The organism is Nisaea sp. (genome assembly GCF_965216895.1).
Taxonomy (GTDB): domain Bacteria; phylum Pseudomonadota; class Alphaproteobacteria; order Thalassobaculales; family Thalassobaculaceae; genus Nisaea.
The window spans coordinates 2,792,681-2,813,182 of record NZ_OZ244205.1; the positions used below are offsets into that span (position 1 = coordinate 2,792,681).

Below are 20,502 nucleotides of genomic sequence, written 5' to 3' on the forward strand. Positions count from 1 at the left end.
GTTCCGGACCTCACGCGAGGAACCGTTCACGCGCTTTCGCGACCTGGTCGCGCACATTCGCGGGCGCGGTGCCGCCGTAGCTGGTGCGGCTCGAGACCGAGGCCTCGACCGTCAGCACGTCGAAGACCCCGTCATTGATCTTCGGCTCGACCGCCTGCATGTCGGCGAGGCTCAGTTCCTCGATCCCGCAGCCCTTGTCCTCGGCCAGCTTCACGATCGTGCCGGTGACGTGGTGGGCGCGGCGGAACGGCATGCCGATGGCCCGCACCAGCCAGTCGGCGAGGTCGGTCGCCGTCGGGAACCCGTCCTTCAGCGAGGCGCGCATCTGATCCGGATTGGCCTCCATGTCGCGGATCATGCCGGCGGTCGCGGCAATGCAGAGACCAAGGGAATCGACCGCGTCGAACACCGGCTCCTTGTCCTCCTGCATGTCCTTGCCATAGGCCAGCGGCAGCCCCTTCATGACGATCAGCAGCGCGTTCAGGTCGCCGATGATCCGGCCGGCCTTGGCGCGCACCAGCTCGGCCGCGTCCGGATTGCGCTTCTGCGGCATGATCGAGCTGCCGGTGGTGAAGGCGTCCGACAGTGTGACGTAATTGAACTGGGCACTGGTCCAGATCACGATTTCCTCGGCAAGGCGCGAGAAGTGGGTCGCGCAGATCGACATCGCGGAGAGGAACTCGAGCGCGAAATCGCGGTCCGAGACGGCGTCGAGCGAGTTCGCAGTAGGCCGGTCGAAACCAAGGGACGCGGCGGTCTTGTGCCGGTCAATCGGGAACGAGGTGCCGGCAAGCGCGGCGGCGCCGAGGGGACATTCGTTCATCCGCGCGCGGCAATCCCGGAAACGGCCGAGATCGCGGCCAAACATTTCGACATAGGCCAGCAGGTGATGGCCAAAGGTCACCGGCTGCGCGGTCTGCAGATGGGTAAAACCGGGCATCACCGCTTCGGCGTTCCTGTCCGCCTGATCGATCAGCGCGGCGATCAGCCGGGTCAGGCTCTCGTCGACCGAGTCGAGCGCGCCGCGGACCCAGAGCTTGAAATCGGTCGCCACCTGGTCGTTGCGGGAGCGCGCCGTGTGCAGACGGCCCGCCGCGTCGCCGATCAGTTCGGCGAGACGCGACTCCACGTTCATGTGGATATCTTCCAGCGCGCGCGAGAATTTGAAACTGCCGTCGCGGATCTCGGAGTCGATTTGCTCTAGACCCAGACGGATCGCCTTACCATCTTCAGCCGTGAGCACGCCCTGGGAGACCAGCATCTCGGCATGGGCGATCGAGCCCTGGATGTCCTGCGCCGAAAGCCGGCGATCGAAACCGATGGAGGCGTTGATCTCCTCCATGATCGCTGCCGGGCCGGACGCGAAGCGGCCACCCCAGATCGTGCTGGCGCCTTCGTGCTGAGGGTCGTTATGCCGTTTACTCATGGAGGGAAGTGCCCCGTGTCTTGGATTGCATCATTGCCGGTCAGGAAGATCGCGCTTGCCGCTCTGCTCGCCGCCGGGCTCGCATCGCAGGCCGGGACGGCCGGCGCCGAGCCGCCGCAGCAGGGCGACATGGTCAAGTTCGTACCCAGCGCCGAAGACCGTACAGCGCCGGACATCCCCTTCATAAGCGCCGCGGGCGAACCCATCAAGCTGGACTCGTATCGCGGAAAGACGGTTCTGGTGAATTTCTGGGCCACCTGGTGTCCGCCCTGTGTCAAGGAGTTGCCATCGCTCGAGCGACTCAACGCCGAAATGGGCGGCCCCGATTTCGAGGTCGTCCTGGTCTCCATCGACCGCGGCGGCGCACGGATCTACGAGCCGTTCCTGGAAAAACTCGGCATCGCCGGCCTCCGTTCGGCCGCGGACAGCAAGGCGGCCCTGATGCGCGCCTTCAAGGCCCCCGGTTTGCCGACCACCTATCTGATCGGCCCGGACGGGACCGTCCAGGGCCGGCTGGTCGGCGATGCGGAATGGGATTCCGCGGCCGCGAAAGAACTGATTAAGTATTACACTTCAAACTCATAGTGGGTATAGTCGGAGCCACCCGACGCCTCCTGCACCGAAACCGGACGACAATGCTGCACCTCAGCCGCCCGACCCTGATCCTCTTCATGTTGGTTCAGGCTGCGGTACTGGCGGGAAACAGCGCGCTCGGAACGGGAACGGCCTACGCGCAGCAGAAGATGATCTTCTTCCAGATCGCGACCGGAGGCGTCGACGGCACCTACTATCCGCTCGGCGCGGAGATCGCGAATGCGATTTCCCGCCCGCCCGGATCTCCGCCCTGTGCGGAGGACGCGGTCTGCGGGGTCGAGAATCTGGTGGCTGCCGCCCAGAGCTCCAGCGGCTCGGTGGACAATGTCACCGCGGTCGAGAGCGGGCGGGTGACCTCTGCCTTCGCGCAGGCCGACATTGTCTACGCGGCCTATAACGGGACCGGCCCTTTCGACGGCCAGCCGCCGATGACGAATCTGCGGGCCCTTGCCCATCTCTATCCAGAGGTGCTGCACGTTCTGGTGCGGCGGGAAGCCGAGATCACTTCCGTGAAAGGCATGGTCGGCAAGCGCGTCTCGATCGACGAGCCTGGATCGGGGCTGCTGGTGATGGTGAGGAACATTTTCGACGCCTACGGCATCGACGAGAACCAGATGATCGCGTCCTACCTCAAATCGGGACCGGCGGTCGACCTGCTGGTCAAGAACGAGCTCGACGCGCTGTTTCAGATTTCGGGAATGCCGAGCGAGCTGGTCGCGACCACCGCGGAACGGCACGCTGTCGATGTCCTGACACTAGACGGACCAGCGGTCGACGAACTGCTGGACAAGCACCGGTTTCTTGCCAGCTACACCATCCCGGCCGGGACCTATGACGGAGTCGGCGAAGTCGCGACGCTCTCCGTTGGCAGCCAGTGGATCGTCCCGGAGACACTTCCCGAGCAAATGGTTTACGACATCTGCCGCGCGCTTTGGAACGAGAACACGCTGAAGGTGCTCGCCGCCGGCCATCCCCAGGGCCAGAACGTCAAGCTGAACTCCGCTCTCGACGGGATTGCCATCCCATTGCACAGCGGGGCAGAGCGCTGTTATCGCGATCTCGGAATCCTGCGCTAGGCGCATCCGATCCGAGAAACCGGCGGCAACGGATTGCCTGTACCGGCTGCCAGACCCCCGACAACAGCGCTACTGACCTCTCTCTGTCAGTGCACCGAGAACGTCTGGGCTTCTTGAATCGCGCGCCCCTTGATTCTTTTTCGTGTGTAGAGATCGAGATTGTCGAAGCGTTGTCGCGCGAAAATCCTGTCGATCGCATTGCCCGAATGGACGGCGGTGCTGAGGGCGAGCGCCACCTGGCTCTCTCTCCCTTCGATATCCGCAACTGATATCTGGAGAAGACGCAAGGCCTTCTCGGCAACCGAGTCGGTCATTGGAAATATCCTTCCTTCTAAAGGACCTTTGTTCCCGCCTTTTTGGCAGGCTCATAAGAAGTATCTAAAATTTTATCGAATTGCAAGGAAATTACTGCCTACCCGGCAAATATTTCCTGGTGACGCCGGAGATCACCGTGTCGGTACTGGCTCTTCGCCGGAATAATCGTAGAACCCGCGGCCTGTCTTGCGGCCAAGCCAGCCGGCCTCGACATATTTTACCAGGAGCGGGCATGGCCGGTACTTGCTGTCCGCCAGCCCGTCATAGAGCACATGCATGACCGCGAGGCAGGTATCGAGACCGATGAAATCGGCGAGCTGCAGCGGGCCCATCGGGTGATTGGCGCCGAGCCGGAGCGCGGTATCGATGGAATGCACCGAACCGACCCCTTCATAAAGCGTATAGATCGCCTCGTTGATCATCGGCAGCAGGATCCGGTTCACGATGAAGGCCGGGAAGTCCTCGGCGACCGACACCGTCTTGCCGAGCGCTTCGGCGAGCGCGCGGACGGTCTCGAAGGTGTCCTGCTCCGTCGCGATGCCGCGGATCAGTTCGACGAGTTGCATGGCCGGCACCGGATTCATGAAATGCATGCCCATGAAACGTCCCGGCCGGTCCGTCACCGCCGCGAGGCGGGTGATCGAGATCGAGGAGGTGTTGGTCGCGATAACCGCATCTTTCGAGAGATGCGGCACCAGGGTCTTCAGGATTTCGCGCTTGATCGACTCATCTTCTGTCGCCGCCTCGACGACGATGTCGCACGCTCCGAATATCCCGTAATCAGTACCGGTGGAGATCCGCTTCATCGCGGTGTCGACGTCGTTCTCGGCGACCTTGCCGCGGGCGGCCTGACGGCGCATGTCCCGGTCGATCTTCTCGACCGCCTGTGAGAGCCGGGCGTCTTCGAGATCGAGCAGGCGGACGTCGAACCCTGACAGCGCGCTCACATGGGCGATGCCGCTTCCCATTTGCCCGGCTCCGATCACGCCGATTGTGCGCACATCCATATCCGCTCTCCCCGCTTGGTCGGGGCATCGGCCGGGCGGCCGGCCGGTGCCGGGACGCATGGGACGCCCGGCACCGGTTTGCTGTCAAGTGTTTGCGGCCCTTAGCCGTCCAGCGCCTTGCTGAGTTCCGGCACCGCCTCGAACAGGTCGGCGACGAGGCCGTAATCGGCGACCTGGAAGATCGGCGCTTCCTCGTCCTTGTTGATCGCGACGATGACCTTGCTGTCCTTCATCCCGGCGAGGTGCTGGATCGCGCCGGAAATGCCGACCGCGATGTAGAGTTCCGGAGCGACCACCTTGCCGGTCTGACCGACCTGGTAGTCGTTCGGCACGAAGCCGGCATCGACCGCGGCGCGGGACGCGCCGACGGCGGCGCCGAGCTTGTCCGCGACCTCTTCCAGCATGGCGAAATTCTCGCCGTTCTGCATGCCGCGACCGCCGGAGATAACGACCTTGGCGGAGGTCAGTTCCGGGCGCTCGGAGCTGCTGAGTTCGGCCCCGACATAGGAGGTCAGGCCCGCATCGCCCTTGGACTCGGCGGCTTCGACGGCGGCGGAACCGCCCTCTGCGGCAGCGGCATCGAACGCGGTGGTGCGCACGGTGATGACCTTGACCGCGTCCGAGGACTTCACGGTGGCCATGGCGTTGCCGGCATAGATCGGGCGCACGAAGGTGTCCGCATCGACGACGGCGGAGATCTCCGAGATCTGCTGCACGTCGAGCAGGGCCGCGGCGCGCGGCATCACGTTCTTGCCGAAGCTGGTCGCCGGGGCAAGGAGGTGGCTGTACCCGGACGCCAGCGCAACGACCAGTGGCGCAACATTTTCGGCGAGGCCGTTGGCATATTCCGCCGCATCCGCGTGCAGCACCTTGGAGACACCGGCGATCTTGGCAGCGGCCTCGGCGGCGGCTGACGAACCGCTGCCGGCCACCAGCACGGCGACGTCGCCGCCGATCTGGGTCGCAGCAGTGACGGCGTTCAGGGTCGCCGGGGTGATTTCCGAATTATCGTGTTCGGCAACGACGAGAACGCTCATCAGATCACCTTTGCTTCATTGCGAAGTTTGGACACCAGCTCGGCGACGTCGGCGACCTTCACGCCGGCTTCGCGTTTCGCCGGTTCCTCGACCTTCAGGGTTTCGAGGCGCGGCGCCGGATCGACGCCGAGATCGGCCGGGCTCATCTGGTCGATCGGCTTCTTCTTCGCCTTCATGATGTTCGGCAGCGAGGCGTAGCGCGGCTCGTTCAGGCGGAGGTCAGTGGTGACGATTGCCGGCAGCTTGACCGAGACGGTCTCGAGGCCGCCGTCGATCTCGCGGGTGACCTTGGCTTCGCCGGATCCCATCTCGATCTTGGAGGCGAAGGTAGCCTGACCCCAGCCGAGCAGCGCGGCCAGCATTTGGCCGGTCTGGTTGGCGTCGTCGTCGATCGCCTGCTTGCCGAGAATGACCAGCTCCGGCTGCTCCTTCTCGACCACGGCCTTCAGCATCTTGGCGACCGCCAGCGGCTCGAGATCGCCGTCGTGCAGAACATGGATGCCGCGGTCGGCGCCCATGGCGAGCGCGGTGCGGATGGTTTCCTGGCACTGCTGGACGCCGAGCGACACGGCGACCACCTCGGTCGCGGTCCCGGCTTCCTTCAGGCGGATCGCCTCCTCGACGGAGATTTCGTCGAAGGGGTTCATGGACATCTTGACGTTGGCGAGTTCGACCCCGGTCTGGTCCGCCTTCACGCGAACCTTAACGTTGTAGTCGATGACCCTTTTGACGGGTACGAGAACCTTCATGGCGACCCCGAAAGAGATTTGAGTTTCATTATGCGGTAGCAGGTCATAGGCGATGCGTTTTTCGCCTGTCAAGCTAACCCCGCCGCCTTCTTACCTCAAAGCGACATCGGGGAAAGCCGTCTTGTTTCAGCGGTTTTTGCCCGGAACCCAGAGAACGTCCGCCGCACCGTCATCATTGATGTGCCGAGCAAGCACGAACAAATGATCCGAAAGACGGTTCGCGAACTTGATGGCATTGGCCCCGACCGGCTCCTGTTCGGCCAGCGCGGTCATTGCCCGCTCCGCCCGGCGGATCACGGTCCGTGCAAGATGAAGATAGGCCGCGGCAGGCTTGCCGCCAGGCAGAATGAAGGAGTCCAGCGGTTTCAGCTTCGCGTTCATGGCGTCGATCTCGTGCTCGAGACGCTCGACCTGCGCCGCCCCGACGCGCAAAGGCTGCCATTTCGGATTTTCCTGCTCCGGCGTCGCCAGATCGGCACCGAGATCGAACAGATCGTTCTGGATGCGGGCCAACATCGCGTCGAGCTCCGATGCTTCGGAAGTATGCAGCCGCGCAAGGCCGATCACGCTGTTCGCTTCGTCCACCGAACCGAAGGCTTCGGGGCGCAGCGCATGCTTTTTCACACGGCTCCCGTCGCCGAGAGAAGTCTCCCCCGCATCGCCGCCGCGGGTGTAGATTTTGGTGAGCCGGACCATCTGAACGCCTCCGAAACTAATTGCGCCGGACGCAGAACGCTAGCGCGACAATGCCAGGGCAATCATGAAGAGCACGACCGCAAGCAATTGAAATAACACGCGATACCGCATGAAACGATTTGAACGCCTTGGCCCGTCCGGGCCGCCGCGGACCATGGACAGCAGACCGCCGAAGAGGGTGCCGAGCACCAGCAGGAGGGCGATGGCCATGAGGATGATGACGAAGACTGACATGCCGCCGATATAGAACGCCGCATGGCCAAAGACCAGTGCCAAGCGCGACCGGCGGCAATCCGCCACATCGCCAGGGACGAAACGATTTGACAAAAATGCGCCTTAATTTCTGGACATAATTTACCCTGCGTTAACAAATTGAACCGAAAACGAAACAGATTCGACCGATTGTAACTCTTTTGTCAGTTGATTCTGGCGGTTTATCCGAAATAGACTTCCAGTTGCCCCCTAAGATTTGGTATGCGGGGCCCCTGAACCGCAAATTGTAGTAGGATTCTTGATCCCAAATGCCTGACGATTCAGTCCTCGCCTACACCGCCTCGAACCGGAAAAATGACCCGATTTCAATCAACTACAAGAAAAGCCAATCCTACATCATCCCCTGTTCGAGCGCATTCCGGGATCGCGTAACTGCACTTGCGGATTCACAGGGCGCCAGCGTCGCCGATCTGGCGCGCGCGGTCCTCATGCTGGTCCCGAACGAGACCGTGATGGCGACCGAGGACCCCGGAGAGCCCGCACCGGATGACCGGGAAGTGGTGAAACTGCAGTCCGGCCCCTCCAAAGGCCGTACCCTGCGCCGGAAACCGCGGTTGCAGCTGCGCCTGCCGATCGGCTACGACATCGCACGCCTGCGGCGTGCGCTGGCGCTGTCGCTGAAGATGGCGGAAGGCGATCGCCAACTCTCGATTGAAAGCAGCGAAGACCGCACCCGGCGCCAGAACGACAGCGAGGCGCGCGCGCGCCTCGAAGAAGATATCGAACAATTGCAGCGGATTATCGGGGATCTTGCGTTCGAACCCCTGCGCAACGGAATCACCAGCCGGAGTGAGGCGCTGCATGTCATGGGCTTCGCGCCGACGGCGGTTCCGGACCAGAAGGCGATCCGTGGACGCTACCGCCGTCTGGCCCTCGTGTTCCATCCGGACTCCCCGTTCGGCGACCATCAGCGCATGAGCCAGCTCAACGAGGCGCTCGAGAAACTCACCCGCGCTTGACGGCGCGGGGCGGCGGCAATAGGGTCTCCCGCATGAACAGCCAACCTCTCCGGCGTCTGGCCGGTCGAATTATCGGGCGAATTAGCAACCCGGTCCTCTGATAGGGCCGGGCCTGTGCTGTATTCCCTTATTCGATCCCCTCGCCTGGAGTGGTTTTGCAATGCAAGACGTTGCTGTATCTCAATCTTTTCACCCGTCTTATTCCAACACCTCGGACGAAGCGGACGTCACCGCCTGCTTTTCCGTGCAGGCGCGCGCCGAACCCTCGGTAATGCCCCGTGTGCTCGAGACCTTCGCCAAGCTCGGGCTGATCCCGACGCGCTGGCACAGCGATCTCGGCGGGCGTCGGCGGGACGAGCTCACCATCGACCTGCAGGTTCAGGGCCTGACGGACGCGCAGCGCGACCACGCGGCGGCCGTCATGCGGAGCATGGTCTCCGTCACCTCGGTACTGGTCTCGGAGAAACGCTTCTCCTGATGTCCGTGACAGAAAAGCAGTCCGGAGAATGAGCGGATACCTGCATCATCTCCGGCTCTGCAATGCGCACGATCCCGCCGATTATCGTCCCTGGTCGATCGGCGGCGCAGAGGTCGGGCTGGTGTCGCATCCCGTCGCGGAAAGGCTCGCGGATTGCGGCTTTCTCCAGTCCGGGCGCGGCCTCACGCTTCCGGCGGGTACATTCGAGGACATCAGCGACAAGCTTGCCGAGGCCTCGGAGACATTGCGCGGTTCCGGGCTGGCCGCGAAGGCACGCGGCGAGTTCTACCCGGTCCTGCCCCATCCCGATGCGGCACCTCTTGCCGTTCTCGACCGCGGCGCCGCCACCGAATTCGGCATCGTGAACAGGGGCTTCCACCTGAACGGCATTGTCCGCCGGGTCGACGGGACCTTCATGTGGGTGGCGCGCCGGGCAAGGGACATGGCGACCTTCCCCGGCAAGCTCGACAACATGGTCGCCGGCGGGCATCCGGCGGGTATCTCGGCGTTCGACAACCTGCTCAAGGAATGCGCCGAGGAGGCCGGCATCCCGGCGGAGACCGCCGCGACGGCCCGGCCGACCGGGGTTATCAGTTACCGGATGGCGGTTCCGGCCGGACTTAGACGGCACATGTTCTATACCTACGACCTCGAGCTCGACCCCGCATTCGTGCCGCACGCGGTCGACGGCGAAGTCGAGAGTTTCGAGCTCCTCCCTGTCGGCGACGTCATGCGGATCGTCGAAACCGAGCCCGACGCCTTCAAGTACAACTGCAACCTCGCGATCATCGATTTTCTGGTCCGCCACGGCTTCATCGCGCCGGACAATCCGGACTACTTCGAGATCGCAAACGGCTTGCGCCAGCCGATCTGCTGAACGATCCGTCAGACCGAACGGGTGAGGCCGCCATCCACCCTGAGATTCTGGCCGGTCATGTAGGTTCCCCCGTCGGACGCGAGCCAGGAAATCAGCGACGAGACCTCCTCGGCACGGCCATAGCGACCCAGCGGAACCCTGGCCCGCCTGTCCTCGGTTTCCGGGAGACTGTCGATGAAGCCGGGAAGGACGTTGTTCATCCTGATGTTGTCCGCGGCATAGCGGTCCGCATAGAGTTTCGCAAAGGCGGCAAGACCGGCGCGGAAAACACCGGAGGTCGGGAACAGCGGATCTGGTTCGAACGCCGCGAAAGTCGAGATGTTGATGATCGCTCCTCCGCCCTGATCCTGCATCAACGGCGTGACCAAGCGGGTCGGACGCACGACGTTCAACAGGTAGACTTCCATGCCCTCGTGCCAGTCGTCGTCCGGTATTTCGAGCACTTGGCCCTTTGGACCATGACCGGCGGAATTGACCAGCACATCGACCCGTCCCCAGCGCTCGACAGCTCTGTTGACCAAGCGCTCCAGGTCCTCGACGGAGCGGTTCGAGCCCGTCACGCCGAAACCGCCAAGAGAGTTGGCCAAGGCCTCGCCCTTGCCGGAGGACGAGAGGATGCCGACGCGGAACCCGTCCGCGGCCAGTCGCCGCGCCGCATCGGCGCCCATGCCGCTGCCGCCGGCGGTGACCAGCGCTACTTTTTCTACAGCCATGACGGATCTACCTCCACAATTTCCCTTCCAGGAATTATAGTATCTAACGTTTCGAGTAACGCAGGGACTCAGAATTTCTGCGAAATGAAGGTAGAATTTCTATTGCCTAAACCATTTCCGCTTCCGCCGCCGAACTCCTTGCGAGCCTTCGAGGCCGCGGGACGCCACCAGAATTTCAGGGCCGCGTCAGAGGAACTGGGCGTCTCGCAAGGAGCGGTGGCGCAGCAGATCCGGAAACTGGAATCCATTCTCGGATTGCCGCTTTTCGAGCGGCACGCGAAAGGGCTGTCCTTCACGATAAATGGCCGCGCCTATCATGAGCAGGTGAGTGCAGCCTTTGCCCTGCTGCGCGACGCGACGCGGACGCTGAAGCCCGAAACGGACACGGTCACAATCAGCGTCACGCCGACATTCGCCGCGAAATGGTTGTTGCCGAACCTGCCGCGCCTTACGGCCTCCCATCCGGAAATCGATCTGCGAATCGTCGCAACCGAACGCGTGCTCAGCTTTCACAGCGATGGCATCGATCTCGCAATTCGCCAGGGCGTACCGCCGTTCGGCGCCGGCATCGATGCGCGATTGCTGTTCCGAAACGACATCATCGCGGTTGCCGCGCCAAACCTCGTCTCAGACCGGCCACGCCCTTTCGCACCAGAGGTCTTCCGCAGCCTGACTCTGCTGCACGACGCCCACAATCTATGGCCGGATTTCCTCCAGGCAGTGGTCGGAAGCCATGATCGTGGAAGACAGAACAGGATGACTTTCAGCCAGACCGCTCTGAGCATTGACGCAGCGCTGAATGGTCAGGGAATCGCACTGGCCAGCCGGTTCCTGGTCGAGAAGGATCTCGAGTCCGGACGGTTGCTTGAGGTCGCCGGCCAGTCGCTCAGCGACCGACGCGACTTTCACCTCCTGGCTCCGAGGAACAAAAGCCGCGCTTCCGCGATCCGTATCGTGATGGAATGGCTGATCCGGCGGAGCCATTCGGATTCCTGAGAGGCATGCCAGATAGAAGGCGGGAGCCTGGCGATCCTGATCAGATAGCCGTCTCGGGCCGCATGCCCGGCCGGTTCGCCGGATGCGCCGGAGGACCGGCGGGCGGCGCCGGGACCGGAAGGATGCCCTCCAGCATGCGATCGACAAGCGACAGAAGATGCGAAAGCCGGCGGTCCGGCAGGCCGAGTTCGGCGAGATGGGCGACCGTGTTGGCGAGGTAATCCCGCCCGGGTCCGGCCGTGCCATGTCCCTGGATGATCAGCGACGCGCGTTCTTCCGGCGTCAGCCCCGCGGCATATTGCGCATGGGTCCGATCGACGACATAGGCCTGCGCTCCGACGCGGCGGCCGGAGTCCGAGGCCCGAACGGGCAGAACGCGCGGGGCGTAGACACCGGTGATCATTTCACGTTCATGCAGGTAGGCGAGCACCTGCTCGCGCTTGCTTTCCGCCACACGGTAGGCGATACCGCGGCAGGAGCCGCCGCGGTCGAGCCCGAGCACCAGTCCGGGGCGTTCCGGGGTCCCCCGATACCGGTGCGACCAGACGCAGAAGTCCCGGTGATAGCCCTGCAGGCGGGCCGGCACCCGTTCGACATACTCGAAACCCGGCCGCCACATCAGCGAGCCGTAGCCGAACACCCATAGATCGCCACAATCTGAGGTCATAACTTGGCGGACTTCACGGAAAGAAAATGAAAAAGATGATCTCCGAGATAATCCCGACGCCGCCGCCGCACAAGCGCAAGAGGCGCATCGGTACCGTTCTGTCCTTCATCGTCGCCCTCGCGGTGCTGACCTATATCGGCAACTGGTTCGCCGCCGCCTTCTGGCTGGAGGGCAAGATCGAGGCCTGGGCAGAGGAGGAACGGGCACGGGGCAACGAGGTCACCTACGGCGAACTGCACTTCGAGGGATTCCCGTTCGAGATGTCGGTGCTCGCGCGCGACCTCTCCTATCGGCGGCAGCGCGGCCGGCTGGAAGAAACCGTCACGCTCGGCGAGATGCGCGCCGTCGCCAAGCCCTGGACGCCGCTCGATTACACCTTCACCGCGGAAACCGGGGTCACCGCACGCCAGCGCAATCTCGACACGGATACCGTCGTCATCCTCGAAGCCGCCCCGCGCACGCAACTGGAAACCAGATTCTTCGGCTCGGGCATGCTCGAACATGCGCGTCTCACCGCGCTGGGCGGACTGCTGACCTCGGAACGCATCGGCGACGGCCGCGGCCCGCGGGAGGCCGCCCGCTTCGCCGCCGCCTCGCTGACACTGGATCAGGCGGAAGAGGTGACGGATCACACCGAGGCCGCCGCCGTCGTCAACTTGACAGCGACACGGGTCGAAAGTCCGATCCTCGCCGCGATGGGAACCAAGGCGCAGCATGCGGCGCTCGCCATGGAGATGACCCTGCGCGGCGCCCTCGCCGGTATGGACAGCGAGGATCTGGCACTCTGGCGCGACAGCGGAGGCACGCTCGAGATCGACCGTTTCACGCTCGCAATGGATCCCGTCGGCCTGCGGCTCAGCGCCACCCTGGCGCTGGACCGGCTGCTGCGCCCGGAAGGTGCCGGAACGCTGGAAGTGAAGGGTTTCGACGAGGCGATCCAGGATCTGGTCGAGGCGGGTCATCTGAAGCAGGACGCGGCAGAGATCGCCAAGCTCGTACTGGGCGCCTTCAGCCGCACCAGTGCCGGCGACGGCACGCGGATCGTCAGTCTCCCGGTCGCCGCGCAGGACGGCCGGGTCAGCGCCGGCCCCTTTACCCTATTTCGTATTCCCGCCCTCTGATCCCGGCTTGCCGCCATTGGCACCCGGTGCCCAGGGGCTGGTGCCCTCCTGGTGCGCCTCCACGACACCGCGGCGGACCTCCCGCGTACGGGTGAAGAACTCGTGCAGCTTGTCGCCCTCGCCCCAGCGGATCTGGCGTTGCAGCGCGGTCAGGTCCTCGGTGAAGCGCTGCAGCATCTCCAGCACCGCGTCCTTGTTGTTGAGGAAAATATCGCGCCACATCGTCGGGTCCGAGCCGGCGATGCGGGTGAAGTCGCGGAAACCGCCGGCGGAGAAACGGATCACGTCCTGGCGCTCCTGTTCCTCCACGTCGAAGGCGGTACCGACGATGGTATAGGCGATCAGGTGCGGCAGGTGCGAGGTCAGGGCCAGCACCTTGTCGTGATAGGCCGCGTCCATCACCTCGACGATGGCGCCGACGCGGGACCAGAGCGCCTCGACCCGGGCAACCGCCCCGGCATCCGTGCCCTCCTCCGGTGTCAGCAGCCAGTAGCGCCCGCGGAACACGTCTGCAAAGCCCGCATCCGGGCCGGATTTCTCGGAACCGGCCACCGGGTGACCCGGGACGAAATGCACCCCTGCCGGCACCAGCGGCGAGACGTCGCGGACGACCGCCATCTTCACCGAGCCGACATCGGTCAGCACCGCGCCGGGCTGCAGATGCGGCGCGACCTCGTCCATGATCGCACGATAGGTGCCGACCGGAGAGCAGAACACCGCGATATCCGCGCCCTCGACGGCGTCGCCCGCAGTCTCGTGCACGGAGTCGACGATCCCGAGTTCCTGCAACCGTGCCCGGACCGCCGGATCGCGATCATAGGCCGCGACATGGGTCACTCCGTTTCCGGCCTTCCGCACCGCGCGGGCGACGGAGGAGCCGAGATTGCCGACACCGATCACGGCGAGCCGCCGGAAGAGCGGCTCGTCCTTCGGAAACCCGTCTCTGGTCATGGTCCAGGCCTTTCCTTGCCGAGGAAATCCGCCAGCGCCTCCACGACCTCGCGCATCTCCTCGCCGGTGCCGATGGACAGCCGCACCGTGTCCGGCACCCCGTAACCCGCCATCTCACGCACCAGGATGTTGCGTTCCGCGAGGAACAGGCGCGCCGCCTCGGCGCTCTTGCCATCCGCCTCCGGGAAGCGGAGCAGCAGGAAATTGGTCACCGTCGGCAGGGCCTCGAGGCCGAGCTCGGTGAATTTCCCGACCGACCAGGGCAGCCATTTGTTGTTGTTCTCGACCACGGCCTCCTGGAAGGCAAGGTCCTCGACCGCTGCGGTCCCGGCGGCGATGGCGAGCGAGTTCACCCCGAAAGGCTGCTTGATGCTCTCCAGCGTCGCGGCGATGTCCTTCGGCCCATAGGCCCAGCCGAGCCGCAACCCCGCCATTCCGTAAAGCTTCGAGAAGGTCCGCAGCATGACCACGTTGTCGTGGGCCTCGACCATCTCGATTCCGCTGTCATAGTCGTTCTTCGTTACGTATTCGCAATAGGCGGCGTCGAGCACCAGCAGGATGTCGTCGCGCAGACCCGCGCGCAGGCGCTTCACCTCGTCCTGCGGAATATAGGTCCCGGTCGGATTGTTCGGATTGGCAAGAAACACCATGCGGGTGCGCTCGGTCACCGCATTCAGGATCGCGTCGACGCTGACGGTGTACTCGTCGTCCGGCGCCACCACCGGCACGCCGCCGGCGATCCGGGTCGCCATCGGGTAAACCAGGAAACCGTACTGGGTGTAGATCACCTCGTCTCCCGGCTCGAGATAGCCGAGACAGAGGACCTGTATCAGCTCATCGGATCCGCAGCCGAAGACGATCCTGGCCGGATCGATGCCGTTGCGCCGCCCCACTGCCGCGGCGAGGCGGCTGGCACCAAGCGCCGGGTAGCGGTGCAGGTCCGGGTCGGCGCCATGCATTGCCTCGAGGGCCTTCGGGCTCATCCCGAGCGCGCCCTCGTTGGCGGAAAGGCGGATCACCTTTCCGGGCTTCTTGGCGCCGCCATGGTTCGGCGCGTAGCTCACCATCGTCGCGATGGAGGATTTCGGTTTGATCGTGGACATCGGTCTGTCGCTCGTATGGAAGACGGGAACGGGTGTGCGGGACCGGCCTCGGGCCGGAAGGATCAACCGGCGTGAACCGGGACCGCGTAAGCGCCGATGCGATAATAGGGCACCTCGCCTTCGCGGCCGCCCATATGTCGTTCCAGCCCCGCCGGTGCCTCCAGGAAACCTTCCTGTTCGACCAGCCTGAAGCCATCCGCCTCGTCGACGGTTTCGCCGGCGATGGCGAGATCCGCGGCAATGGCGAACAGCGTCCGGTCCTCGCCGGAGGCTTCCGGCTCTTGCGCCGCGACGATGAAGGCATCGCCGGCGAAGCCGTTGACCCCGTCCTCGGGACCGGTCTCACAAAAGGGAAGCCGCGCAATGATGCGCGGCGCCGTGTCCTCAGACCTGTCGGAAAGCAGCAGCGGCCACCATCGCGCAACCGTCATCGGAAAGCCAGGAAGCACGCCGAGCGTCGCCGCGCCCGACGCCACCGCCGCCAGCACCTGCTCCGCACTCACCATGCACTCGATCGAGGCCGAAATCCCGCAATGGTCGCGCGCCAGGTCGTAGACCTTCTCCGCGCCTTCGGCCATGTAGACGGCGGCATGAACATGGGTCTGCATATTGAGATTGGCGCTGAGGATCTCGCGCCAGAAGCGGATCAGCGTCGGAATATTCAGATAGGAGGCGTTGCGCGCAACGAGGCGGCGGATGATCTGCGCCTCGCGGCCCGGCCGGAAATAGGGGCCGCGATCGCCACCCTTGGCCTCGGCAACCTGCTTGCCGATCTCGACGCGGCGCATCAGAAGATCGTGCAGGGCCTCGTCGATCCCGTCGATCTCGCGCCTCAGGTCATCGAGCGTGCTCACCGGATATGCCTTCCCATCGAAGCATCGGCCGGACCCGAAGCGCCCGGCCAGAGAAACCGTCCGCCGCAGGTTTCCCGATTGCGGCGCGGCGGACAGCAATAGCGGCGGCGGGCGGCGAATTCAAGCAAGCTGATCACCGGCAGGCGGAAATCGGGACCTGTTATGATTGACAGCAACCGCGGCCAACCTTACCTAGCCGGGTTCACCGGGTTCGGGCCGGGGTCTTTCCGCCCGGTCTCCGGGGGAGATGAATTGCCATGGCGAATGCCGAGGCCGGGCGACCGGCGCAGAACGAAGATTTTGCGGAGAAGCAACGGGAAAACCTTCCCGGGCATCTCCTGCGCCTTGGCGCCGACGCGCCGCTGCGCCTCGATTGCGGCGTCGATCTGGCGCCTGTGACCGTGGCCTACATGACCTACGGCACGCTGAACGCCGACAAGTCGAACGCCATTCTGGTCTGTCACGCGCTGACCGGCGACCAGTTCGCCGCCAGCACGCATCCCGTCACCGGCAAGCCCGGCTGGTGGTCCGAGATCATCGGTCCCGGCAAACCGATCGATACCGACCGCTTCTTCGTCATCTGCTCGAACGTGATCGGCGGCTGCATGGGCACCACCGGACCACTCGACAGCAATCCCGCGACCGGCAAGCCCTACGGGCTGGAGTTCCCGGTCATCACGATTCGCGACATGGTCCGCACCCAGGTCCGGCTGCTCGACAGTCTCGGGATCGGCAAACTGTTCTGCGTCATCGGCGGCTCCATGGGAGCGATGCAGGTCCTGCAATGGGCGGCGGAATATCCCGACCGCGTGCATGCGGCGATCCCCATCGCCGGCGCCGCGCGCCACACGGCCCAGAACATCGCCTTCCACGAAGTCGGCCGGCAGGCGATCATGGCGGACCCGGCCTGGCGCGGCGGCAACTATCTGCTCGAAGGCAGCAAGCCGAGCGCCGGCCTTTCCGTCGCGCGCATGGCGGCGCACATCACCTATCTCTCGGAAGCGGCGCTGCACCGCAAGTTCGGGCGTAACCTGCAGGACCGGCAGGCCATCACCTTCGGCTTCGACGCCGATTTCCAGGTCGAATCCTACCTGCGACACCAGGGTATCACCTTTGTCGACCGGTTCGACGCCAACGCCTACCTCTACATCACACGGGCGATGGACTATTTCGACATGGCGGCCGAGCATGGCGGCGTGCTGGCGGAAGCCTTCCGCGGCACGGACGTGCGCTTCTGTCTGATCTCCTTCTCCTCGGACTGGCTGTTCCCGACCTCTGAGTCGCGAGTCGTCGTGCATGCGCTGAACGCGATCGCCGCCAACGTCAGCTTCGTCGAGATCGAGAGCGACAAGGGCCACGACGCCTTCCTGCTGCACGAACCCGAGTTCTTCAATGTTCTGGAGGGCTTCATCAGGGGGAACGAGGAACGGATCGGTCTCTCCGGCGCCGCGGCAGGCGGATCATGAACCGCGCCTCCGACATTCGCGTCGATCACCGGCACATCGCGGACATGGTCGCACCCGGCAGCCGGGTGCTCGATATCGGCTGCGGCAACGGCCAGCTGCTAAAGCTGCTGACCGAGGAAAAACAGGTCGACGGACGTGGAATCGAGCTCAGCAACGAGGGCGTGAATGCCTGCGTCGCGGGCGGCCTTTCGGTGATCCAGGGCAACGCCGACACCGACCTGCGCGACTATCCGGACGGCGCCTTCGACTACGCCATCCTGAGCCAGACGCTGCAGGCCATGCACGACCCGAAACGGGTGCTGAGCGATCTGGTGCGGATCGGCAACCGGGCGATCGTCTCCTTCCCGAATTTCGGCCACTGGCGGGTCCGGCTGCAGCTGCTCTTCAACGGCCGCATGCCGGTGAACGAGTTCCTGCCGGAGACCTGGTACAACACGCCGAACATCCATTTCTGCACGATTCGGGACTTCCTTGCCCTCTGCCGGGAACTGGATATCCGTATCGAGCGCAGCATGGCGCTCGACGAGCTTGGCGCTTCGGTCAATTCGCGGATCGAGAGCCAGTTCGCCAACCTGTTCGGCGAGCAGGGCATGTTTCTGCTCAGCCGCGGTCGCTGAGCACCATCTTTTCCTTCATTTCAAGCAGGTCCGGCCCCCGGTCGCCGCGAGAAAACCCGTATTCGATACCGGGGCCGAGGGGAAATTCGACGTTGCGCCGGAAGCTCATGCCGAGGCGCGCCATGAGCGCCCGCGACGCCCGGTTCGCTCCGTCCGCGTCGGCGGTCACGAGATCGATTCCCGGATCCTCGAAGGCTGTCAGAAGGGCGGTCCAGGCCATTCAAAACGCGATGCCCCGCCCCCAGAGCCCGGATGCAGAAGCCATGTCAGCGTCCGGCTGCAGGGGTTTTCGCCGTCGGCGAGGTCCACCGCTCCCGCGAGCGGGAAACCCGGATGGCGCAGCAACCAGAACCCGAAGCCGGGACGGCTTGCACCGGCCAGCGCCATCTCGATCCGCTCGGAGACGTAGCTCCAGTCCGGTGGCGCCCCGTCGAAGAGATAGCGATAGATCCGCGGTTGAATGCAAAGTCTGTAGAGGTCGGTGAAGTCCGCCCGCGTCACATGCTCCAGATACATGCCGCTCCTAGACGACCAACCCCTCATGCTCCGCGACACCGCCCGGCACCAGATCGCAGATCGCAAGATGCCGCTCCTTGACGAGCGGCGTTGAGTATTCCCGGAAATCCGCCATGAAACCCGCGTTCTTGTGCTCCTCGAACGCATCCATGTCGTCGTAGGTCTCCCAGAGATGGAAGCTGCCCGGTTTTTCCTGGTCGCGGGCGACGAGGAAGCCCTTGCAGCCAGGTTGGGTCAGGCTGTTTGCGGCATGCTTGCGCAGCCGGGTCTCGAAGGCGTCCGCATCCGCTTCGGCAACGATGAGATTGACGGCGATTACGATCATTTTTCTGTCCTCCCTTGGTATCCGAGCGCCACGCTGCGGTGGTAGCCGGTCACATTCAGCGCCGGAGTCCGACGGCCCGGCAGCGGCAGAAGCTGGCGTATGCGCACTGCCCGCCCTTTCGGCCGGGCATAGATCTGCTTCGTGGCCTCGATCAATACCACACCGGAAAAGCGGTTGAACCAGCGCTCGCCGAGTTTTTCCACGGCCGGCGCGGAACGCAGCAGGAGCGGCGAGTTCGAAGGCGGCATGTAGAGCGCATGAGCGGTCAGCGACGGCGCGAACATGTTGTCTTTCAGGAGACGGGAAAGCTGCGAGGGCGAATAGGGATGGCCATGCCCGAATGGGGTGCGGTCGAGCCGGGCCCAGATCCCGCGCCGGTTCGGCACCACGACGAGGACCTTTCCGTTGCCCGCAAGAACGCGCCAGACCTCCTGCAGCATGGCACGGAGCTGTTCGGTGCACTCCACCGCATGGACCAGCAAGACCCGGTCCACCGAGACATCCTGCAGCGGCAGTTCGGCCTCGTCGGCAAGACAGACCAGTCCCTTGCCGTCGCGTGGCCAGTGCAGCACGCCCTGCTGCGAGGGCATGACCGCGATCACACGCTCCGCCTCGTCCCGGAACGGGCGCAGGAACGGCGTCGCATAGCCGAGCCCGAGCACCGTCTCGCCCTTCGTGTTCGGCCAGAGCTCGCGGATGCGGCGGCGCACCATGCGGCGGGCGACATGGCCCACGCGCGTGCCGTAAAAATCCCAGAGATCGACGGCGTCGTTGAACATGTTCCAAGCCGGCAGTTCACTTGTCGCGAAGGGATCATAGTGCGCAGCTTGGCCGCGTCAAAAGGTTGATGCTACGGTCCGCGCTCCCGTCCCCGCAGAGGAGCGAAGGTCATGTCCAAGCTGGATGTCGTGCTGGTCCCCGTCAGATCGGACAATTACGTGTACCTGCTTCACGATGCAGACAGCGGCGCGACCGCCGTGGTCGATCCGGGCGAGGCCGCTCCGGTGATCGCGGAACTCGAGGCGCGCGGCTGGAAGCCGAGCCATGTCATCAACACGCACCATCACGGCGACCATACCGAAGGCAACGCGGCGGTGCGGGCGAAATACGGCTGCAAACTCGTCGGCCCGAAATCGGAAACCGCGCGGATCCCGGATATGGACATCACGCTGGCGGAGGGCGACAGTTTCGAATTCGCCGGTCACAAGGCCGAGATCCTCGAGACGCCGGGCCACACGCTCGGCCATATCGCCTTCTTCTTCCCGGATTCCGACATCCTGCTATCTGGCGACACGCTGTTCGTGCTCGGCTGCGGCCGGGTCTTCGAAGGCACCATGGAGCAGATGTGGAATTCGCTGAAGAAACTCCGCGCCCTGCCGCCCTCGACGAAGATCTATTGCGGCCATGAATATACCCAGTCCAACGCCCGCTTCGCGCTCTCCGTCGATGGCGATAACGTCAAACTCCAGGCCCAGGCCTCCGAGATCGACAGGCTGCGCGCCGACGGCCGGCCGACGGTTCCCTCCACGCTCGGCGAGGAGTTGGAGACCAACCCGTTCCTGCGCGCCGACAGTCCCGATCTCGCCGCCGCCATCGGTATGGACGGCGCCGACCCGGTCGCGGTCTTCGCCGAAGTACGCAAACGCAAAGACAATTTCTGAGACGGATACTCGAGAAAGCCGGTTC

At 64.3% G+C, this 20,502-nt stretch carries 26 protein-coding genes; 10 read left to right on the forward strand and 16 right to left on the reverse strand.

All coding sequences use genetic code 11. From position 1 onward, the window contains the following. Nucleotides 1-10 precede the first annotated feature (10 nt). The gene (gene argH / locus ACOOE1_RS13450) at nucleotides 11-1,426 is read right to left on the reverse strand and encodes an argininosuccinate lyase (RefSeq protein ID WP_420402709.1); all 1,416 of its coding nucleotides are present in this window, start codon (nucleotides 1,424-1,426) and stop codon (nucleotides 11-13) included. Nucleotides 1,427-1,441: 15 nt separating this feature from the next. On the opposite strand from argH, the gene ACOOE1_RS13455 reads away from it, so the two are divergent. Together ACOOE1_RS13455 and ACOOE1_RS13460 are read left to right on the forward strand one after the other, a co-directional pair. Further along, nucleotides 1,442-2,011 carry a TlpA family protein disulfide reductase gene (locus tag ACOOE1_RS13455; RefSeq protein WP_420402710.1) on the forward strand — a complete coding sequence of 190 codons (570 nt, stop codon included), beginning with the start codon at nucleotides 1,442-1,444 and terminating at the stop codon, nucleotides 2,009-2,011. Between the two features lie 50 nt (nucleotides 2,012-2,061). After that, nucleotides 2,062-3,096: a TAXI family TRAP transporter solute-binding subunit gene (locus tag ACOOE1_RS13460; RefSeq protein WP_420402711.1), complete on the forward strand. Its 1,035-nt coding sequence runs from the start codon at nucleotides 2,062-2,064 to the stop codon at nucleotides 3,094-3,096. A gap of 86 nt (nucleotides 3,097-3,182) precedes the next feature. On the opposite strand, the gene ACOOE1_RS13465 is transcribed toward ACOOE1_RS13460, so the two are convergent. The 6 genes from ACOOE1_RS13465 to ACOOE1_RS13490 form a co-directional block, all read right to left on the reverse strand. Further along, nucleotides 3,183-3,410, reverse strand: a complete 228-nt coding sequence (locus tag ACOOE1_RS13465) for a hypothetical protein (RefSeq protein ID WP_420402712.1) — start codon at nucleotides 3,408-3,410, stop codon at nucleotides 3,183-3,185. A gap of 132 nt (nucleotides 3,411-3,542) precedes the next feature. Continuing rightward, nucleotides 3,543-4,418, reverse strand: coding sequence for a 3-hydroxybutyryl-CoA dehydrogenase (locus ACOOE1_RS13470; RefSeq protein ID WP_420402713.1), 876 nt, complete (start codon nucleotides 4,416-4,418; stop codon nucleotides 3,543-3,545). A 101-nt stretch (nucleotides 4,419-4,519) separates the two neighbouring features. Beyond that, on the reverse strand, nucleotides 4,520-5,455 hold the full coding sequence (locus ACOOE1_RS13475; protein WP_420402714.1) for an FAD-binding protein: 936 nt from the start codon (nucleotides 5,453-5,455) through the stop codon (nucleotides 4,520-4,522). Continuing rightward, a complete protein-coding gene (locus tag ACOOE1_RS13480) occupies nucleotides 5,455-6,204 on the reverse strand; it encodes an electron transfer flavoprotein subunit beta/FixA family protein (RefSeq protein ID WP_420406435.1) in 750 nt (249 codons plus the stop codon). Before ACOOE1_RS13480 ends, ACOOE1_RS13475 begins: the two co-directional genes overlap by 1 nt. Before the next feature lie 126 nt (nucleotides 6,205-6,330). Next, nucleotides 6,331-6,900, reverse strand: a complete 570-nt coding sequence (locus ACOOE1_RS13485) for a cob(I)yrinic acid a,c-diamide adenosyltransferase (protein WP_420402715.1) — start codon at nucleotides 6,898-6,900, stop codon at nucleotides 6,331-6,333. Between the two features lie 39 nt (nucleotides 6,901-6,939). Next, on the reverse strand, nucleotides 6,940-7,176 hold the full coding sequence (locus ACOOE1_RS13490; protein ID WP_420402716.1) for a twin transmembrane helix small protein: 237 nt from the start codon (nucleotides 7,174-7,176) through the stop codon (nucleotides 6,940-6,942). Nucleotides 7,177-7,421: 245 nt separating this feature from the next. On the opposite strand from ACOOE1_RS13490, the gene ACOOE1_RS13495 reads away from it, so the two are divergent. The 3 genes from ACOOE1_RS13495 to ACOOE1_RS13505 all read left to right on the forward strand — a co-directional run bounded on the left by ACOOE1_RS13495 (nucleotide 7,422) and on the right by ACOOE1_RS13505 (nucleotide 9,487). After that, nucleotides 7,422-8,132 (forward strand): J domain-containing protein, encoded by a 711-nt coding sequence (locus tag ACOOE1_RS13495; protein WP_420402717.1) that lies wholly within the window; start codon nucleotides 7,422-7,424, stop codon nucleotides 8,130-8,132. A gap of 160 nt (nucleotides 8,133-8,292) precedes the next feature. After that, the gene (locus tag ACOOE1_RS13500; protein WP_420402718.1) at nucleotides 8,293-8,610 is read left to right on the forward strand and encodes a hypothetical protein; all 318 of its coding nucleotides are present in this window, start codon (nucleotides 8,293-8,295) and stop codon (nucleotides 8,608-8,610) included. Between the two features lie 28 nt (nucleotides 8,611-8,638). After that, on the forward strand, nucleotides 8,639-9,487 hold the full coding sequence (locus ACOOE1_RS13505) for a DUF4743 domain-containing protein (protein WP_420402719.1): 849 nt from the start codon (nucleotides 8,639-8,641) through the stop codon (nucleotides 9,485-9,487). A gap of 8 nt (nucleotides 9,488-9,495) precedes the next feature. Here the strand turns inward: ACOOE1_RS13505 and ACOOE1_RS13510 are convergent, their stop codons facing one another. After that, entirely contained in the window at nucleotides 9,496-10,200 is a 705-nt protein-coding gene (locus ACOOE1_RS13510; RefSeq protein WP_420402720.1) for an SDR family oxidoreductase, read from the reverse strand. A gap of 84 nt (nucleotides 10,201-10,284) precedes the next feature. Here ACOOE1_RS13510 and ACOOE1_RS13515 point away from each other — a divergent pair, with 84 nt between their 5' ends. Continuing rightward, on the forward strand, nucleotides 10,285-11,196 hold the full coding sequence (locus ACOOE1_RS13515; protein ID WP_420402721.1) for a LysR substrate-binding domain-containing protein: 912 nt from the start codon (nucleotides 10,285-10,287) through the stop codon (nucleotides 11,194-11,196). Nucleotides 11,197-11,236: 40 nt separating this feature from the next. Here the strand turns inward: ACOOE1_RS13515 and ACOOE1_RS13520 are convergent, their stop codons facing one another. Continuing rightward, a complete protein-coding gene (locus ACOOE1_RS13520) occupies nucleotides 11,237-11,863 on the reverse strand; it encodes a gamma-glutamylcyclotransferase (protein ID WP_420402722.1) in 627 nt (208 codons plus the stop codon). A 26-nt stretch (nucleotides 11,864-11,889) separates the two neighbouring features. Here ACOOE1_RS13520 and ACOOE1_RS13525 point away from each other — a divergent pair, with 26 nt between their 5' ends. After that, nucleotides 11,890-12,984 carry a DUF2125 domain-containing protein gene (locus ACOOE1_RS13525; protein ID WP_420402723.1) on the forward strand — a complete coding sequence of 365 codons (1,095 nt, stop codon included), beginning with the start codon at nucleotides 11,890-11,892 and terminating at the stop codon, nucleotides 12,982-12,984. On the opposite strand, the gene ACOOE1_RS13530 is transcribed toward ACOOE1_RS13525, so the two are convergent. The 3 genes from ACOOE1_RS13530 to ACOOE1_RS13540 all read right to left on the reverse strand — a co-directional run bounded on the left by ACOOE1_RS13530 (nucleotide 12,961) and on the right by ACOOE1_RS13540 (nucleotide 15,892). Then, entirely contained in the window at nucleotides 12,961-13,935 is a 975-nt protein-coding gene (locus ACOOE1_RS13530; protein ID WP_420402724.1) for a prephenate/arogenate dehydrogenase family protein, read from the reverse strand. The genes ACOOE1_RS13525 and ACOOE1_RS13530 overlap by 24 nt on opposite strands. Continuing rightward, complete coding sequence (locus tag ACOOE1_RS13535; RefSeq protein ID WP_420402725.1) at nucleotides 13,932-15,038, reverse strand: pyridoxal phosphate-dependent aminotransferase; 1,107 nt, start codon at nucleotides 15,036-15,038, stop codon at nucleotides 13,932-13,934. The genes ACOOE1_RS13530 and ACOOE1_RS13535 overlap by 4 nt, the downstream gene beginning before the upstream one ends. Before the next feature lie 62 nt (nucleotides 15,039-15,100). Then, entirely contained in the window at nucleotides 15,101-15,892 is a 792-nt protein-coding gene (locus tag ACOOE1_RS13540; protein WP_420402726.1) for a chorismate mutase, read from the reverse strand. Nucleotides 15,893-16,149: 257 nt separating this feature from the next. Between ACOOE1_RS13540 and metX the strand changes: the two genes are divergently transcribed. Both metX and metW read left to right on the forward strand, forming a co-directional pair. Continuing rightward, nucleotides 16,150-17,358: a homoserine O-acetyltransferase MetX gene (gene metX / locus ACOOE1_RS13545; protein ID WP_420402727.1), complete on the forward strand. Its 1,209-nt coding sequence runs from the start codon at nucleotides 16,150-16,152 to the stop codon at nucleotides 17,356-17,358. Next, nucleotides 17,355-17,975: a methionine biosynthesis protein MetW gene (metW, locus tag ACOOE1_RS13550; RefSeq protein WP_420402728.1), complete on the forward strand. Its 621-nt coding sequence runs from the start codon at nucleotides 17,355-17,357 to the stop codon at nucleotides 17,973-17,975. Before metX ends, metW begins: the two co-directional genes overlap by 4 nt. Here the strand turns inward: metW and ACOOE1_RS13555 are convergent. Genes ACOOE1_RS13555 through ACOOE1_RS13570 form a run of 4 tightly spaced genes read right to left on the reverse strand, consistent with a single transcriptional unit; the run spans nucleotide 17,959 to nucleotide 19,595 of the window. Beyond that, nucleotides 17,959-18,195 (reverse strand): hypothetical protein, encoded by a 237-nt coding sequence (locus tag ACOOE1_RS13555; RefSeq protein ID WP_420402729.1) that lies wholly within the window; start codon nucleotides 18,193-18,195, stop codon nucleotides 17,959-17,961. The two genes, metW and ACOOE1_RS13555, sit on opposite strands and share 17 nt — an antisense overlap. Next, nucleotides 18,174-18,491 (reverse strand): hypothetical protein, encoded by a 318-nt coding sequence (locus ACOOE1_RS13560; protein ID WP_420402730.1) that lies wholly within the window; start codon nucleotides 18,489-18,491, stop codon nucleotides 18,174-18,176. Before ACOOE1_RS13560 ends, ACOOE1_RS13555 begins: the two co-directional genes overlap by 22 nt. A gap of 7 nt (nucleotides 18,492-18,498) precedes the next feature. Continuing rightward, nucleotides 18,499-18,816 (reverse strand): putative quinol monooxygenase, encoded by a 318-nt coding sequence (locus ACOOE1_RS13565; protein WP_420402731.1) that lies wholly within the window; start codon nucleotides 18,814-18,816, stop codon nucleotides 18,499-18,501. Then, complete coding sequence (locus ACOOE1_RS13570) at nucleotides 18,813-19,595, reverse strand: class I SAM-dependent methyltransferase (RefSeq protein ID WP_420402732.1); 783 nt, start codon at nucleotides 19,593-19,595, stop codon at nucleotides 18,813-18,815. Before ACOOE1_RS13570 ends, ACOOE1_RS13565 begins: the two co-directional genes overlap by 4 nt. A gap of 111 nt (nucleotides 19,596-19,706) precedes the next feature. Here ACOOE1_RS13570 and gloB point away from each other — a divergent pair, with 111 nt between their 5' ends. Next, nucleotides 19,707-20,477: a hydroxyacylglutathione hydrolase gene (gene gloB / locus ACOOE1_RS13575; RefSeq protein ID WP_420402733.1), complete on the forward strand. Its 771-nt coding sequence runs from the start codon at nucleotides 19,707-19,709 to the stop codon at nucleotides 20,475-20,477. The last annotated feature ends 25 nt before the right edge of the window (nucleotides 20,478-20,502 follow it).

Coding starts and splice junctions, on each gene's coding strand:
- argH (WP_420402709.1), bottom strand. CDS start 1,426: ATGAGTAAACGGCATAACGACCCTCAGCACGAAGGCGCCAGCACGATC.
- ACOOE1_RS13460 (WP_420402711.1), top strand. CDS start 2,062: ATGCTGCACCTCAGCCGCCCGACCCTGATCCTCTTCATGTTGGTTCAG.
- ACOOE1_RS13465 (WP_420402712.1), bottom strand. CDS start 3,410: ATGACCGACTCGGTTGCCGAGAAGGCCTTGCGTCTTCTCCAGATATCA.
- ACOOE1_RS13470 (WP_420402713.1), bottom strand. CDS start 4,418: ATGGATGTGCGCACAATCGGCGTGATCGGAGCCGGGCAAATGGGAAGC.
- ACOOE1_RS13475 (WP_420402714.1), bottom strand. CDS start 5,455: ATGAGCGTTCTCGTCGTTGCCGAACACGATAATTCGGAAATCACCCCG.
- ACOOE1_RS13480 (WP_420406435.1), bottom strand. CDS start 6,204: ATGAAGGTTCTCGTACCCGTCAAAAGGGTCATCGACTACAACGTTAAG.
- ACOOE1_RS13485 (WP_420402715.1), bottom strand. CDS start 6,900: ATGGTCCGGCTCACCAAAATCTACACCCGCGGCGGCGATGCGGGGGAG.
- ACOOE1_RS13495 (WP_420402717.1), top strand. CDS start 7,422: ATGCCTGACGATTCAGTCCTCGCCTACACCGCCTCGAACCGGAAAAAT.
- ACOOE1_RS13500 (WP_420402718.1), top strand. CDS start 8,293: ATGCAAGACGTTGCTGTATCTCAATCTTTTCACCCGTCTTATTCCAAC.
- ACOOE1_RS13505 (WP_420402719.1), top strand. CDS start 8,639: ATGAGCGGATACCTGCATCATCTCCGGCTCTGCAATGCGCACGATCCC.
- ACOOE1_RS13510 (WP_420402720.1), bottom strand. CDS start 10,200: ATGGCTGTAGAAAAAGTAGCGCTGGTCACCGCCGGCGGCAGCGGCATG.
- ACOOE1_RS13515 (WP_420402721.1), top strand. CDS start 10,285: ATGAAGGTAGAATTTCTATTGCCTAAACCATTTCCGCTTCCGCCGCCG.
- ACOOE1_RS13520 (WP_420402722.1), bottom strand. CDS start 11,863: ATGACCTCAGATTGTGGCGATCTATGGGTGTTCGGCTACGGCTCGCTG.
- ACOOE1_RS13525 (WP_420402723.1), top strand. CDS start 11,890: ATGAAAAAGATGATCTCCGAGATAATCCCGACGCCGCCGCCGCACAAG.
- ACOOE1_RS13530 (WP_420402724.1), bottom strand. CDS start 13,935: ATGACCAGAGACGGGTTTCCGAAGGACGAGCCGCTCTTCCGGCGGCTC.
- ACOOE1_RS13535 (WP_420402725.1), bottom strand. CDS start 15,038: ATGTCCACGATCAAACCGAAATCCTCCATCGCGACGATGGTGAGCTAC.
- metX (WP_420402727.1), top strand. CDS start 16,150: ATGGCGAATGCCGAGGCCGGGCGACCGGCGCAGAACGAAGATTTTGCG.
- metW (WP_420402728.1), top strand. CDS start 17,355: ATGAACCGCGCCTCCGACATTCGCGTCGATCACCGGCACATCGCGGAC.
- ACOOE1_RS13555 (WP_420402729.1), bottom strand. CDS start 18,195: ATGGCCTGGACCGCCCTTCTGACAGCCTTCGAGGATCCGGGAATCGAT.
- ACOOE1_RS13560 (WP_420402730.1), bottom strand. CDS start 18,491: ATGTATCTGGAGCATGTGACGCGGGCGGACTTCACCGACCTCTACAGA.
- ACOOE1_RS13565 (WP_420402731.1), bottom strand. CDS start 18,816: ATGATCGTAATCGCCGTCAATCTCATCGTTGCCGAAGCGGATGCGGAC.
- ACOOE1_RS13570 (WP_420402732.1), bottom strand. CDS start 19,595: ATGTTCAACGACGCCGTCGATCTCTGGGATTTTTACGGCACGCGCGTG.
- gloB (WP_420402733.1), top strand. CDS start 19,707: ATGTCCAAGCTGGATGTCGTGCTGGTCCCCGTCAGATCGGACAATTAC.